The sequence below is a fragment of the Paraburkholderia caffeinitolerans genome (assembly GCF_902859945.1).
Classification (GTDB): Bacteria; Pseudomonadota; Gammaproteobacteria; order Burkholderiales; family Burkholderiaceae; genus Paraburkholderia; species Paraburkholderia caffeinitolerans.
This window is the reverse complement of the sequence record NZ_CADIKL010000007.1, coordinates 81,640-95,572: the sequence shown is the minus strand read 5'-3', so window position 1 is coordinate 95,572 and position 13,933 is coordinate 81,640. Positions and strand designations below refer to the sequence as shown.

Here is a 13,933-nt window from a genome sequence, read left to right as displayed (position 1 = left end):
CGTTTCGATCCAGTCAGGCCGCCGGTGCAACGCCGGCCCGCGGTTGAGGCGGTTGTCCGCCCATGGTGGCCGATGTGGCCGGGTTCACCCCGGCCGCAGGTGCGGCGGAAGGGTCTGAGGCAGCAGCTTCGGCCACCGAAAGCGCTGCTGAAAGGGTCGAATCCCAGTGTGCGTGGAGATTCGCCTCGAGCCGGGCCGCCAGTGTGGCGGCCACGTCTTGCCAGGACGCTTGCGCGCCCAGCGTGGCCATGTCGACGGTTTCGAGGCCTGCATACCCGCACGGGTTGATCGCGAGGAACGGGCTCAAGTCCATTGAGACGTTCAGGCTCACGCCGTGGTAGCTGCAGCCGTGGCTAATCTTCAGGCCGAGTGCTCCGACCTTGGCGCCCACATGGGCCGCGCTGGGTCCGGTTGCGCCTTCTGGCACATAAATCCCGGGCGCGCCGGCCTTGCGTTCGCCCGCGAGATTATACGCCGCCAATGTTTCGATCACGGCCTCCTCGATGAGCGTGACGAGCTCGCGCACCATCAGCTTGCGTCGCCGCAGGTCGAGCAGCAGATACGCGACGACCTGGCCCGGCCCGTGATACGTGATCTGGCCGCCGCGGTCGATCTGCACGAGCGGAATGCCGCTGTTGGCAATCAGCAGGTGCTCGGGCTTGCCGGCCTGGCCGAGCGTGAAGACGGGGGGATGTTCGACGAGCCAGATTTCATCGGGCGTTTGGGCGTCGCGATGCGCGGTGAATTCGCGCATGGCGTCGAAGCTTGCCTGGTAGGCCTCGTTGCCGCGCCAGCGCAAGATGGGCGGCGCGAAGCGCTCGCCCGTCAAGACGGGGTCGGACGAAGGGGAAATCGGGGGTACTGAAACCGGGGTGGCGCACATGATCCTCGGAGTTTACCTAATTCGGGACAAGCGCGCCGAGCCCCCTCAACCAGGCGCCCCTGACCGGGCGTACCTGGCCGGCCGCCTCAAACCGTGCGCCATCCGTCGCGGGCGTGGATGCCCCAGCGTGCCGCGAGACGCGTGGCCCAGTCGGCCACGCGCTCGCTTACGCGCGCCGGCGTCGCGAACGCGACCCAGGCCGCCCGGCCCTGCTCCGCGCCGATCCACAGCCGCTCGCCGCGCCGCAGCCGCAGCGTGTGGCCGGGTTCGAGCCAGTAGTCGGCGACATCGTCGCTGCGCGTGACCCATACCGCGCCGCAGTGCACGGTCAGTCGCGTGCTGCGCGCCACCCGCACCGAAGCCACTTGATCCGCCGACACTTCAAACGTGATATCTGAAGAAATTTCTCTCATTTTTGCCTCCGAAGGTGCCGCATCCATGGCTACAATCGTAGGCGCAGCAAGGGATCGGGCAAAACGATCAATTTTCACGGCTATGTGAGAAAAATTGCGATGGACCTGCGCCAGCTTCCGGCACTCAACGCCCTCAAGGCGTTCGAGGCAGCCGCCCGCCACGAAAGCTTTTCGCGCGCCGCCGACGAGTTGTTCGTCACGCACGGCGCGGTCAGCCACCAGATTCGCGCGCTCGAAGGCGAGCTCGGTATTGCGCTGTTCGCCCGCGACGGCAAGCGCGTACGCCTCACCGACACGGGCCGCCGCTACGCGGGCCAGGTGCGCGACGCGCTCACACAACTAGTGCTCGCCACCCAGGAGATCCGATCGGGCGACCGCGACCGGCGCCTCGTGGTGTCGATGCTCTCGTCGTTCGCCGCGCGCTGGGTCACGCCGCGCATCGGCCGCTTTATCGAGGCCAATCCGCAATGGGACGTCGAGCTCCAATCAACGAACTCGCTCGTCGATTTCGCGCGCGACGATGTCGACGTGGCCGTGCGTTTCGGCTACGGCCACTATCCCGGGCTGCACGCCGAACTCCTGCTCGACGAGATCTTCTTTCCCGCGTGCTCGCCGGGCTTCAACGGCGGCAAGCTGCCCGAGGATCCGCGCGAACTGGCGAAGCTGCCCCTCTTGCGCTCCGACGACGAGCTCTGGCGCCCCTGGTTCGACGCCGCCGGCATGCACGACATGCCCGAGCCCAAGCGCGGTGTGCTCTATCAGGATTCGTCGAACCTGCTGCAAGCCGCCATGGACGGCCAGGGCATCGCGCTCGTGCGGCGCTCGCTCGCGATGCACGAGATTACGCGCGGGCGGCTCGTGCGGCTCTTCAAGGACATCGACGGGCCGAGCCCATGGCGCTACTACTTCATCTGCACGCAGCAGCGCATGCAGACCGAGCGCGTGCAGGCGTTTCGCGACTGGGTGTTCGACGAAGTCGCGCGCTTCCGGCGGCTCTATGAGAACGCCTGCGAGGCGGGCCCGCTCATGACAGCCGCCGCTGCCGCGCTGCGCGCACGCGAGGAGGACGCGCTTTGAACTCGCGCGTTAAATCCGAACATTGAACCCATAAAAGCAACAAGGGCCGCCCGAAAGCAGCCCTTGCAACACAACCTCAAGCGAGCGCAACGCCCCGAGGTTTTACAGCACGATCTTCACCATCGGATGCCCGGTGAGCGCGCGATAAATATCGTCGAGATGCGCCTGGCTCGTGGTGTGCACGGTCACCGTAAGGCCCGTGTAGTTACCGCCGCTCGACGGCCGCGATTCGATGGTCGCGACGTCGAAGCTGCCGTCGAATTCGCGCAGCACGGCGACGATCGTGTCCTGAAACTCCGGATGCGTCTTGCCCATCACCTTGATGGGGAAATTGCAGGGGAATTCGATCAGGGATTCTTTGGCCGGCGCCTGAGCGCCGCCGTTCAGTTCAGATGCAGTCATATTTCCACTTCCTGTAATGCGTGTAGTGCGGCCCTGGCTTACTTGTGAGCCGCCCCATGCGCTTCGCGCGCCTCGAGAATCGCACGCGCCTCGCGCGCTTTCGCACGCTGATAACCGTCGTAAAGCGCCGCAAAGACCGAGCCCGGCGTGCCGTTGCCCACGGCCTTGCCGTCGAGCGCGACCACCGGCAGGATTTCCTTGGTCGCCGAGGTCACGAGCAGTTCGTCGGCGGCGCGCAGCGCCGCTTCGTCGATCTCGCGCGCCTCGAAGCGAATCCCGCATTCCTGCACCAGTTCCTCGACTAGCCCATAGCGGATGCCTTCGAGAATCTTGTTGCTGCGCGGCGGCGCGTAGAGCGCGCCATCCTTCACGATCCACACGTTCGACGACGACGCTTCGGTCACCCAGCCGTCGCGCAACTGGATCGTCTCGAACACGCCGTGCTCCACTGCGTTCTGCGCCATCAGCACGTTGCCGAGCAGCGACGTCGACTTGATGTCGCAATTGAGCCAGCGGCGATCCTCGGCCGTGACGCAGGCCACGCCGCTCGCGCGCTGCGCGGCGCCGGGCAGCACGAGCGGAGTGACCATCACGAACACGGTGGGCGTCACGCCCGCCGGAAACGCATGGCCGCGCTTCGCCACGCCGCGCGTCACCTGCAGGTAGACGTTCGCATGCGCATCGCGCGCGAGCGCGCCCTCAGCCTCGTTCGCCTCGATCACGCGCGCGATGAGCGCACGCCAGCCGGCCTCATCGAACGGATTCGCGATGCCCACCTTGTCGAGCGAGCGCGCGAGCCGCGCGAGATGCTGCGCGATGCGAAACGGCACGCGCAGCTTGCCCACGCCGGGCGCGGCGCCCTCGACTTCGAGCGCATAGGCCGGCACCACTTCGTAGATGCCGTCGCCGAAAATGAAGCCACGGTCGAGCACCGGCACGCGCGCTTCGGAAAGCCGCGTGAGCTCACCGCCGGTTCCACAGTCGAGCCAGACGAGCGGCTCAGCCTCATGCGCGGCCGAAGTCGATGCGTCCATTTACTTCTTCTTGTTGAACATGAGCATGAGCGAATCCCACACGCGGCCCGCGATGCCGGCTTGCGGCACCGGCTGGAGCGCGACCAGCGGGAACTGCGTGAGCACCTTGCCGTCCGCGCCGACGAACTTCGCCGTGCCGACCTGCTGGCCGTCCGCGAGCGGCGCGATCAGCGGGGTCGTGATTTCGATCTGCGGCTTGGCCTTGTCGGCGGCGCCCTTGGGCAGCGTCACGTACTGGTCCTTCTTCACGCCCACCTTCACGGAATCCGTTGCGCCCTTGTAGACGCGCGGCGTGGCCACGGCCTGATTCGCCGCATAGATGCGCGTGCTGTCGTAGGCGCTATAGCCGTAGTTCAGCATCTTCATGCTGTCCTGAACCCGGTCGTGCTCCTTTTGCTCGCCCATCATCACCGAAACCAGACGGCGGTCGCCGCCGCCCGCGAGCGGACGCTTGGCCGATGCGATCAGGCAGTAGCCCGCCGCCTTGGTGTGGCCGGTCTTCAGGCCGTCGACGGTCGGATCGATCCACAGCAGACGGTTGCGGTTCGGCTGCTTGATCTTGTTGTACGTGAACTCCTTCACCGAGAAGATGCTGTAGTACTCGGGATAGTCGCGGATCATGCGCGCGGAGAGCGTCGCAAGGTCGCCGGCCGTCGTGTAGTGATTCGGGTCGGGCATGCCGTTCACGTCGGCGAAATGCGTGTGCGCCATGCCGAGCTTCTGCGCCTCGGCATTCATCATGTTGACGAAGTTCGCCTCGCTGCCGCCCACGAGTTCCGCGAGCGCGATCGCGGCGTCGTTGCCCGACTGGATGATCATGCCGTACACGAGGTCATGCACCGACACCGGCTTGTTCGCCTCGATGAACATGCGCGACTCGTCGTTCTTCACGCGGCGCACCGCTTCGCTCGGCGTGACGATCTGCTCCATCGTGATCTTCTTGGCCTGCAGCGCCTCGAACACGAGGTAGGCGGTCATCAGCTTCGTGAGCGAGGCCGGCTCGACGCGCTCGTCGGCGTTGCCCGAGGCGAGCACCTGGTTCGCGGTAGCGTCCATGAGCACCCACGAACGCGCGTTCACCGCGGGCGGCGGCACCTGCGCGAACGCGCTCGCGCTTGCGAGGAGCGCCGCGGGCAGCATGGCGCCAAGCGTGACGTTGCGGACAGTGGAGGAAGAAACGAAGGAGGATTGCTGGCCGGAGGAGAGAAAACGCATAGGTTCAGGTCGAACGGATTGGGGTCGGGATGAACGTTGCGCGCCACGGGGCGCGCAGGTGGGGGGCCGAAATCAGGGGCTAACCGCGGCGCCTCGCTCACACGCCGGAATACAAGGAAAACGGGCGCGGCGGAGCGCAAAAAAAGACGGCCCATTATACGCGCCACGTGATGGCGTTTTTCGAACTGGGCACACGTTTGCGCGTACTGGAAGCGCTTTTCGAACTTCAACGCCAGGCGTCGACGATGATGCGCTTGAGAATATGCAGCTTGCGATGCAGGAAGTGTTCTGCCCCCGGAATCACGACAATCGGCAGCTCCTGCGGGCGCGCCCATTCGTAGACGGAGAGAATCGGCACGGTTTCGTCGAGCTCGCCGTGAATCAGCAGCGTGTCGTCGCGCACCGGCGCGACCTCCCAGCGGCTGGCCGCGGTGCCCACGAATACCATGCGCTCGATCTGGCCACCGGCGTCCTGATAGCGCTTCGCCACATGCGAAAGCACAAAGGTGCCGAACGAGAAGCCTGCGAGCACGAGCGGCACATCGGCCTGGCCCGGCTGCGCGCGCATGTAGCCGATGAGTTCGAGCAGGTCGTCCTGTTCGCCAATGCCGTTGTCATGCGTGCCGGCCGTCGTGCCGACGCCGCGAAAGTTCGACCGGTAAGTCACGTAGCCGAGCTGCACGAGCGTGCGCGCGAGGGTCTGCGCAACCTTGTTGTCCATGGTGCCGCCAAACAGCGGATGGGGATGCGCGACGAGCGCGATGCCGCGCACGGGCGTGTTCGCGTCGGGCCTGTCGAGTGCGCATTCGATCTGGCCGATGGGACCGTCGATATGGAATTTTTCGGTTTGTGCGTTCATCGTTGCGGATCTTGCCTGGGTTCCGTGGCCCCTTGCGGGCGGGGTTCTTTAGCGTTTTATCTGGCGCTTTTCCTGTCGCGCTTTCCGGCGCGCTTTCCGGCGATTAGCGGTCGATCTTCAGGCGCTCGACCACCTGGCCGTTCTGCAAATGCGAGACAACGATTTCCTCGATGTCGCTCTCGTCGACATAGGTGTACCAGGTGCCCTCGGGATACACGACGACGGTGGGCCCTTCCTCGCAGCGGTCGAGGCAGCCGGCCTTGTTGATGCGCACCTTGCCCGGGCCCGCGAGGCCCAGCTCCTTCACGCGCTTTTTCGCGTATTCCTGCATCGCCTGGGCGTTGCAGTTCGCGCAGCTCGGACGATCGGCGCCGGGGTCGCGCTGGTTCAGGCAGAAAAAGACGTGGTGTTGATAGAACGAATCGGTCATGGCGGGGGATACCGGTGAAGTGTCGGGCGCGGCGCGCGTGGCGGTCGGCTCAGGTTTGAATCACGCTTGAATCACATTCGCGCGCGCCGTCGATGCAATGCGGTTGGCGCAATGCGATCGATTATAGCGAGCGTGGCGCGAACGCTTCTCGCGTCATCGGCGTGCGTGCGGGACGCGAGGCCGGACCGCTGCGGCAAACTCAGCGGCAAATTCAGCGCCAAATTCAGCGGCCCGATCGCGCCCGGTTCCGCGCGCGCCGCGCAAGCCACGCGCGCTCTAGCGAAAACGCCGTCCAGCCGAGCGCCGCCCACGGCCATGTCCACGCGAGCCAGCGCGCCAGCCCGTTGAAGTGCAGATAGCGGCCCTGGCGCCAGTCGGCGAGCAGCACGTCGAAATAGGGACTCACCGGCAGCACGTTCACGAGCACGAGCGAGACTGCCAGCGCCGCCGTCGCGGCGGCGGCGCGCGCCGTACGCGGCAGGAACAACGCGAGGAAGGCCGTGAGCGTGCCCCAGCCGAGCCCCGCGAGCGCCCCAGGCGTCGCCCAGTCGAACAGCAGGCCGCTTTGCGACTGCAGGAAGGTCGCACCCGCTTTCACAACGAGTGTGGTCACGATCAGCAGCACGATGAGCCGCGCGCGCGGCGCGCGAGGGCGCATCGGCAGCGAGGCGAATGCTGCCGCGCCGAACAAGTTGAGCGCGGTGATGAGCGTCTCCCAGTCAGACTCCGGCAGGCGCGCGACCAACGCATCGGGCCACGCGCTCAGGTGCCACGCAGCGGGCGCCCAGGCGAGCACCGCGCCCTGCATCGATACGTCGAAGCGCTCCCAGAGCGCGCGCGGCCAGTCGCCCATGCCGAAGAGACGCGGCACCGGAAACATCGTCGCGAACGGCCACAGCGCGGCCAGCACCATCAGCGCGCCCGCATCGCGCTCGAACCAGCGAAAGCGCAGCCGCCGCAGGAAGCCCCGTTCAAGCAGCGCGCCCGTGGCCGGCGCGGCAATCGCCGCGCCCAGCAGCGCGCCGAGCACATTGGTGCCAAGGTCGAGATTCGAGGCGACGCGCGTGGGCAAATACGTCTGCACAGCCTCCATGACGCCCGATAGCAGCGTGCCGCCCAGCGTGGCGAGCGCGACCGCCAGCAAGCCGCGACAACGCGGCCAGACGGCGAGCACCGCGAGCGCGCCGAACGGCATGTAGCCAAGCACGTTGGTGACAACGTCGAAGACAGTCCAGTACTTCGGAAAGGGATCGCCGAGAAAGTCGAAGGGGCCGAGCCCGAGCGAGCGCCAGCCCGAGAACGGATACCACGAGGCGTAGACGATCAGTGCGGTGTAGAGCGCGAACGCCTGGCGCGAGAGCATGGAAGCCTGGCGCGGCAGCGTTTCGGGTTTGGGTGACGACATACCGCCTGTACCGCCTCTTCTGATGCGTCCGGCCCGCCAGCGCGCCCGGACCTCGCGTTTCTCAAGGCGTGCCGGCGAACGCCTGCGCGCTCACCCACGTTCCGATCTGGCCCGCAAAATCGTCGCTCGCCGCGCGCAGCGCCGCCACGCCGCCGGCTGCGTCGGGCGTGCTCGCGGGTGCGCGCGCCACGAACGAGCGCTGCGCGATCACCTTGCCGCCGCGCATGAGCGTCGCGCGCGCGGCCAGCACGCCGGCGCTTTGCGTCGATGAGTCGAAGACCTGTTCGAACTCGGTGAGTTCCACCTTCAACATGGGGGCCGGCACCGCGTCGGCGCCCGAGAGCACGGTGGCGCGCGAGCCGAGCGCACTGCGCAGGCGCAGCGTGAGCAGGCGCGCGGGCGACATCGTCCAGCGGCTGTCCGCGTAGCGCCCCGTGCGCTGCGAGTCGCCGCTCAGGCGGTAGAGGATGCCGTCGTGGTCGAGCGTCGGCGGCGCGTTCACTTCGAGCACCTTGAGCGGCGGCAGCGAAGCAGACGAAGGCGCCGAGGGCGACGCCGCCGATGGGCTGGCCGCCTCCTGTTGCGGCCCGAGGTCGTAGCGGACCTCGGAGAGCGTGACGGAGCGGCCTGCGCACGCCGCCAGCATGCCGATGGCGAGCACCGCGAGCGCGGCGCGGCAGAGCCTCGGGAGCGAGCGTGACGAAGTGGCTTGGCGTGACATTGCGGTTCCTTCCTGAAATAGCTTCCTGCGGTTTTTGCCGGTTTTTGCCCGAAGTGGCTGCGCGCCCGTTATTTCCCGTCCGTTACTTCGCGCCCGCGCCAGCTGGCCAGGCAAAGCCAGGCTCGCCCGGGCCCGGCGCCGGCTGCGGCGCGCCGCCGAACAACAGGCTGTTCGGACTCGTGCTGAAGGTGCCTGCTGCCCGGTCCACCGAGCGCATCGCCGAACGCACATCCTCGGTCAGCGAGTCGACGCGCGGCAGCGTGTCGTAGCCCACCCGCGCCGAGAGCTCCTGGATCGACGCGTCGATCGAACTCAGCGCCTGCCCCGCCTGGGCCGCCGCCGTGCCGGCCTTGTTCAGGTTGGTCTGGAACGGGCCATCCGGGCGGTTCAGGCCGATGACAAGCTGATTGGTCGATTGCAGCGTCTTGCGCAGGTCCGTGACCGCACCCGGCAGGAGCTTCGTGGTCGGCTCCAGTTGCTGCGCGATGACGTTCACGTTGTCCGCGGCCTGCTGCACGCTGTTGACGGCCGCCATGATCTGCTTGCGGTTCTCCTCGTTCAGCATCTGGTCAGCGTCGCTGGCGATGCTGTCGAGCTTGCGCAGCAGCGCGTCACCGCGACGCTGCAACTGGTCGAGCAGGCCCGGGCGCAGCTGGATCTCGGCCACGTGCTTCTCCGACGAGGGCAGCGGCGACAGATCGAGACCGTTGTCGTCGAGCTGAACGAACGCGATGCCCGTCACGCCCTGCAGCGCGAGCGTGCCGTAGGTGGAGCGCGTCATCGGCGCCTTCTGGTCGACCAGCACGCGAATGCGGATCTGCCCCGGGTGGCTCTGATCGAACTTGATCGACTGCACCTTGCCGACGTCGAGCCCGCGATAGCGCACGGCCGCATCGGGATAGAGCCCCGTCACGTTGCTGCGCGAGATCAGGTCGTAGGGCACGCGCACCGTATGGTCCGCGCTGAAGAACACGACCGCGAACGCGATCACCGCCAGCAGCCCGATTGTGAAGGCGCCCGCCCAGAACGCATGCGCTTTGTTTTCCATCGTCAGATTCCCTTGTTGGCGACGACTACCGCTACCACCAGCGCACCCGACCGCGCGACTACCGGCGCGCCGACTCGCGCAATTGCGCGCGCAACCCCGAGCGCGGCCATGCGCCGCTCGCGCGCGCCGGTGCCGCCTCGCGTGGCGCGCGTCAGCATGGCCTCGCGCCCACCGAAGCCGGCGCGAGCGCCGCCGGCGGCAGCTTTGCGCGCCGCTCTGGCGGCAGCGCCTGCAGCGCGCGCCGGCCGCGCATGCCCAAAAAATATTCGCGGATGAACGGATCGTCCACGCACGCCGCCTCTTCCACGGGCGCCGCCACCAGTACCTTGCGCTCGGCGATCACAGCCACGCGCGTGGACAGCGCGACCATGGCGTCGAGATCGTGCGTGATCAGCACGACCGTGAGGCCAAGCGCGCGGTGCAGCGTGCTGATGAGTTCCACCACTTCGTCGGACGAACGCGGGTCGAGCCCCGCCGTCGGCTCGTCGAGAAACAGCAGCTCCGGCTCCAGCACGATCGCGCGCGCGAGGCCCACGCGCTTGACCATGCCGCCCGAGAGCGCGGCCGGCGGCTTCGATGCGTGCTTGCACGGCAGCCCGACCATCTCGAGCTTGAGCATCACGATGTCGCGCAACAGGTCCGCCGGCACCTTGCCGAGTTCACGCACCGGTTGCGCCACGTTGTCGAACACCGAAAGCGACGAGAACAGCGCGCCGTGCTGGAACAGCATGCCCGTGCGCGTGCGCATCAGGCGGGCGCGCTCGGGCTCGATCGTCGAGATGTCCTCGCCGAACATCTTGATGGTGCCCGAGGTGGGCCGCTCCAGCCCGAGGATCTGGCGCACGAGCGTGGTCTTGCCCGAGCCCGAGCCGCCCACGATCGTGACGATTTCGCCACGGCGGATGTCGAGATTCAGATGCTGATGGACGATGTTGCGCCCATAGCGCTTGCTGAGATTGCGCACCTCGATGATCGGCTCGCCGATCGCCGGCAGCGGCAAGTCCTCGACCGCGCCCTTGAGCGGCGTGGTCATCGTGCCGCTCGTAGTCAACGTGCCGGGTGTGCGGATCGCCCCGGGTGTTGCGGGTGTGCCGATCGTACTCATGACAGCCCCACGTTCTGAAACAGAATCGCGAACACGGCGTCGGCGAGAATCACGATGGTGATGGAGGTCACGACCGAAGTGGTCGTGCCTTCGCCGAGGCTCTGCGAGTTCGCCTTGATGCGAAAGCCGAAGTGGCAGCCGACGATAGCAACCAGCATGCCGAACGCCACGCCCTTGCCCAGCCCGATCCACAGATTCGCTGTCGGGACCACGCTCGGCAACGATCGAACGAAGTACGAGATGTCGATGCCGAGCACGGCCTTGGCCGCGAGCGCGCCACCGAGCAGCGCGATGATGTCGGTCCACATTACCAGCAGCGGCATGGCCACGCCCAGCGCGATCACGCGCGGCAGGATCAGGCGCAGGCCGTGCGAGATGCCCATCACGCGCATGGCATCGAGCTCCTCGGTCACACGCATCACGCCGATCTGCGCGGTGATGGCCGAGCCCGAGCGCCCCGCGACCAGAATGGCAGAAAGCACCGGCCCGAGCTCGCGGATCACCGCGAGCCCGAGAATATTCACGATGAACTGATTCGCACCGAACAGCCGCAACTGCTGCGCCGACAAATACGACAGCACGATGCCGATCAGAAACGCGACGAGCGCCGTGATCGGCAAAGCACGCGTGCCGGCGTTATAGATGTTCGCGGAAATCTCGACCCACGGCGTGACCTTGGGCTTGCGCAGGATTAGGAGCAGATCGAGCATCACGCGGCCGAGCATGCCCAGCCCGCCGTACAGGTGATCGCCGAACGAAAACATCGCAAGGCCGAGTTGCGTGACGGGACCAGTGCGCACCACGCGCTCGGCCGGCTCGCGCACCGAGTCGAGCAGCGCAATGCGCTCGAAGATGTCGCGCTGAGTGTCGGACAGTTCGACGAGATCGGCGGGCAGCTTGTGGCCCCAGGCGCGCCAGAGCGCCTGGCCGCCCACGTGATCCATGCGCTCGATACGCGAGAGATCCCATTGCCCGATGCGCTCGCCAACGAGCGCACCCAGACGCCGCGCCGCGCCGCCGCGGTCGCGATCGCGCGCGAGCGCCAGCGCGGTCCATTGACCGGACAGGCGCACGATTTTTCCGTGGGTGCCGGCCGCGATTTCGAGGCCGGGCGGCATCTCATGACTCAAGGCGGGGCGCTCGGGAAAAAGGAGAAGTGATCAACCATTGTAGCGAACGAGCCCCGTTTCGTCGGTCGGGACGCGCACCGATCCCACTGCCGGTGCAGGGCGTATGCTGCGCCCATGACCGCTGTGGACAAGGTTGTGGATGACCTGTTGGCAGCCTGTGGGCACGCTGTGGAATGCTCAGATATTGAGCGCGATCCAGCGCGATTGGGTCGACGCCCGCCACCCTGCCGCCTGTGGATGATTCCGTGGATAACCTGTGGGTCAGCTGTGGGCAGCCTGTGAATTGCCTGAATAGCAGGCAAAAAACGGCATGGAATCGGCGCACGCGGCACGGTTGGCCGCCACTACAATACGAGACATGATGACCCCTACCCCCAATACCCCGAGCGCCGACGACTGGCGCATCGACCGTGACCGTGCGGTGACACTGTTCGGTCCGGCCGCGCACGACTGGCCCATCGAGATCGTCGAGGAAACCGGCTCGACCAACGCCGACCTGATGACGCGCCTGAAAGCGCTGCCGCATCGCGCCAACGCCCTCGCGCGCCCGATCGTGCGGGTGGCCTACCTGCAAACGGCGGGGCGAGGCCGGCGCGGCCGCAGTTGGGTCGCCCAGCCTGGCGACGCCCTGCTGTTCTCGATCGGCTGCGTGCTGCCGCGCCCGATCGAAGGGCTCGCGGGGCTCAGCCTCGCGATCGGCTCCGCGCTCGTGGACGGCCTGCGCACGCTGCCCGTGGCCGCGCCCGGCCAGATCGCGCTCAAGTGGCCCAATGACGTGCTGCTCGAAGGTGACAAGCTGGTCGGCATCCTGGTCGAGACCGCGTGGAGCACGGCCAATGCGACGGCGGTGGTGATCGGCATCGGCACGAACGTGCGCCATCCGGAAGCGCTGGCCGCGAAGGTCGAGGCGCTCAACGCCGACCCGGCTGCCCAGCAGGCCGCGCCGGTGCCGGGCGCCGCGCCTACCGCGCTTTCGCGCATGTGGCCCGCCGCCAATCTCACCGACGTGCTCGCCGCCGAGCTCAACGCGCTCGAAGGCGCGCTGCAGCGCTTCGGCACGGCGGGCTTCGCGCCGTTCCAGGCGCGCTGGAACGCATGCCACGCCTATGCGGGCCGCGAGGTGGCGCTCTACGAGCAAGGTGTCGAGGTGCTGCGCGGCGTGGCCGTGGGCGTGGACGAGAGCGGCCAGTTGCTCGTCGATACCGCGCGCGGCCGCGAGGCCGTCACGACCGGCGATATTTCCCTGCGGCTCGCGGGCAACGGCGCATGAGCGGTACGCGCAGCGCCCCGCATGCTTGCCCGCCTCCGTATCTGCTGATCGATGCAGGCAATAGCCGGATCAAGTGGGCGCTCGTGGCCGCCGACGGCTCGCGCCTGCACGCGGGCGCGTCGAGCCACGACGCGGCCCCGGACCATTCGGCGTCCGACGCCTCCGTGACCTCCGCTGTTGCCTCGATCGATACTCCAGCCGCGCGCGACTTCGCCGACTGGTCGGCGCTGCCCGCACCCGGCGGCGCGTGGATCTCGAACGTGGCGGGAGCGGCGGTGGCGCAGCGCATCGACGCCGCGCTCGACGCCCACTGGCCTGGCCTGGCCCGCACGGTGATCCGCGCGGCCCGGCAGCAATGCGGCGTGACGAACAGCTACACGACGCCCGACGCGCTCGGCAGCGACCGCTGGGCTGGCATGATCGGCGCGCACGCGGCGTTTCCGGACGAACCGCTGCTCATCGCCACCTTCGGCACCGCGACCACATTGGAAGCGCTGCGCGCCGACGGCACCTTCGAGGGCGGCCTGATCGCGCCGGGCTGGACGCTCATGATGCGCTCGCTGGGCGAGCACACGGCGCAGTTGCCAGTGCTCGACGCGCACAACGCGCGCGGTTTGATCGGCGCTGCACGGAGCGAGCAGCGTTCCAAAGCAGGCGCCGGCCTGGCAGCGGAGCCGTCCACAGGTTCATCGACACTTGGTCCGCTCTTCGCGACCGACACCAAACACTCGATCTCGGCCGGCTGCGCGCTTGCCCAGGCGGGCCTCATCGAGCGCGCGTGGGCCGATTTGCAAGATGCGTGGAAAATGCCGGTCCGGCTGGTGGTAAGCGGCGGCGCGGCCGCCGAAGTGACAGCGGCGCTGAAGGTGCCGCATACTCGCCACGATGCCTTGGTGCTCGCGGGCCTCGCGCTGATCGCGATGCAATCCTGAGCGTGCCTG

The 13,933-nt window shown here is 67.4% G+C and carries 15 protein-coding genes; 3 read left to right on the top strand and 12 right to left on the bottom strand.

All coding sequences use genetic code 11. The annotated features are described in order from the left end of the window. Positions 1–13: 13 nt before the first annotated feature. Positions 14–883, bottom strand: a complete 870-nt coding sequence (lipB, locus tag HV773_RS09095) for a lipoyl(octanoyl) transferase LipB (protein WP_129561041.1) — start codon at positions 881–883, stop codon at positions 14–16. Positions 884–969: 86 nt separating this feature from the next. Next, a complete protein-coding gene (locus tag HV773_RS09090) occupies positions 970–1,296 on the bottom strand; it encodes a DUF2917 domain-containing protein (RefSeq protein ID WP_129561040.1) in 327 nt (108 codons plus the stop codon). Positions 1,297–1,395: 99 nt separating this feature from the next. Here HV773_RS09090 and HV773_RS09085 point away from each other — a divergent pair, with 99 nt between their 5' ends. Next, positions 1,396–2,373, top strand: a complete 978-nt coding sequence (locus tag HV773_RS09085) for a transcriptional regulator GcvA (RefSeq protein WP_129561039.1) — start codon at positions 1,396–1,398, stop codon at positions 2,371–2,373. A gap of 102 nt (positions 2,374–2,475) precedes the next feature. On the opposite strand, the gene HV773_RS09080 is transcribed toward HV773_RS09085, so the two are convergent. The 10 genes from HV773_RS09080 to HV773_RS09035 all read right to left on the bottom strand — a co-directional run bounded on the left by HV773_RS09080 (position 2,476) and on the right by HV773_RS09035 (position 11,710). Further along, positions 2,476–2,775 carry a DUF493 family protein gene (locus HV773_RS09080; RefSeq protein ID WP_129561038.1) on the bottom strand — a complete coding sequence of 100 codons (300 nt, stop codon included), beginning with the start codon at positions 2,773–2,775 and terminating at the stop codon, positions 2,476–2,478. A 38-nt stretch (positions 2,776–2,813) separates the two neighbouring features. Beyond that, positions 2,814–3,809 carry a D-amino acid aminotransferase gene (locus tag HV773_RS09075; protein WP_129561037.1) on the bottom strand — a complete coding sequence of 332 codons (996 nt, stop codon included), beginning with the start codon at positions 3,807–3,809 and terminating at the stop codon, positions 2,814–2,816. Continuing rightward, on the bottom strand, positions 3,810–5,024 hold the full coding sequence (locus HV773_RS09070; protein WP_129561036.1) for a D-alanyl-D-alanine carboxypeptidase family protein: 1,215 nt from the start codon (positions 5,022–5,024) through the stop codon (positions 3,810–3,812). 226 nt (positions 5,025–5,250) lie between these two features. Then, on the bottom strand, positions 5,251–5,883 hold the full coding sequence (locus HV773_RS09065) for an alpha/beta hydrolase (protein ID WP_129561035.1): 633 nt from the start codon (positions 5,881–5,883) through the stop codon (positions 5,251–5,253). Positions 5,884–5,986: 103 nt separating this feature from the next. Next, positions 5,987–6,313: a (2Fe-2S) ferredoxin domain-containing protein gene (locus tag HV773_RS09060; RefSeq protein WP_035524047.1), complete on the bottom strand. Its 327-nt coding sequence runs from the start codon at positions 6,311–6,313 to the stop codon at positions 5,987–5,989. A gap of 223 nt (positions 6,314–6,536) precedes the next feature. Beyond that, entirely contained in the window at positions 6,537–7,718 is a 1,182-nt protein-coding gene (locus HV773_RS09055) for a VanZ family protein (RefSeq protein WP_129561034.1), read from the bottom strand. A gap of 61 nt (positions 7,719–7,779) precedes the next feature. Then, on the bottom strand, positions 7,780–8,439 hold the full coding sequence (locus HV773_RS09050) for an ABC-type transport auxiliary lipoprotein family protein (protein WP_129561033.1): 660 nt from the start codon (positions 8,437–8,439) through the stop codon (positions 7,780–7,782). A gap of 82 nt (positions 8,440–8,521) precedes the next feature. After that, on the bottom strand, positions 8,522–9,487 hold the full coding sequence (locus tag HV773_RS09045) for an MlaD family protein (RefSeq protein ID WP_129561032.1): 966 nt from the start codon (positions 9,485–9,487) through the stop codon (positions 8,522–8,524). 151 nt (positions 9,488–9,638) lie between these two features. Continuing rightward, a complete protein-coding gene (locus HV773_RS09040) occupies positions 9,639–10,520 on the bottom strand; it encodes an ABC transporter ATP-binding protein (protein ID WP_129563257.1) in 882 nt (293 codons plus the stop codon). Positions 10,521–10,588: 68 nt separating this feature from the next. After that, the gene (locus HV773_RS09035; RefSeq protein WP_377731425.1) at positions 10,589–11,710 is read right to left on the bottom strand and encodes an MlaE family ABC transporter permease; all 1,122 of its coding nucleotides are present in this window, start codon (positions 11,708–11,710) and stop codon (positions 10,589–10,591) included. A 361-nt stretch (positions 11,711–12,071) separates the two neighbouring features. Between HV773_RS09035 and HV773_RS09030 the strand changes: the two genes are divergently transcribed. Continuing rightward, on the top strand, positions 12,072–12,992 hold the full coding sequence (locus HV773_RS09030; RefSeq protein WP_377731424.1) for a biotin--[acetyl-CoA-carboxylase] ligase: 921 nt from the start codon (positions 12,072–12,074) through the stop codon (positions 12,990–12,992). Further along, positions 12,989–13,924 carry a type III pantothenate kinase gene (locus tag HV773_RS09025; RefSeq protein ID WP_129561029.1) on the top strand — a complete coding sequence of 312 codons (936 nt, stop codon included), beginning with the start codon at positions 12,989–12,991 and terminating at the stop codon, positions 13,922–13,924. The genes HV773_RS09030 and HV773_RS09025 overlap by 4 nt, the downstream gene beginning before the upstream one ends. The last annotated feature ends 9 nt before the right edge of the window (positions 13,925–13,933 follow it).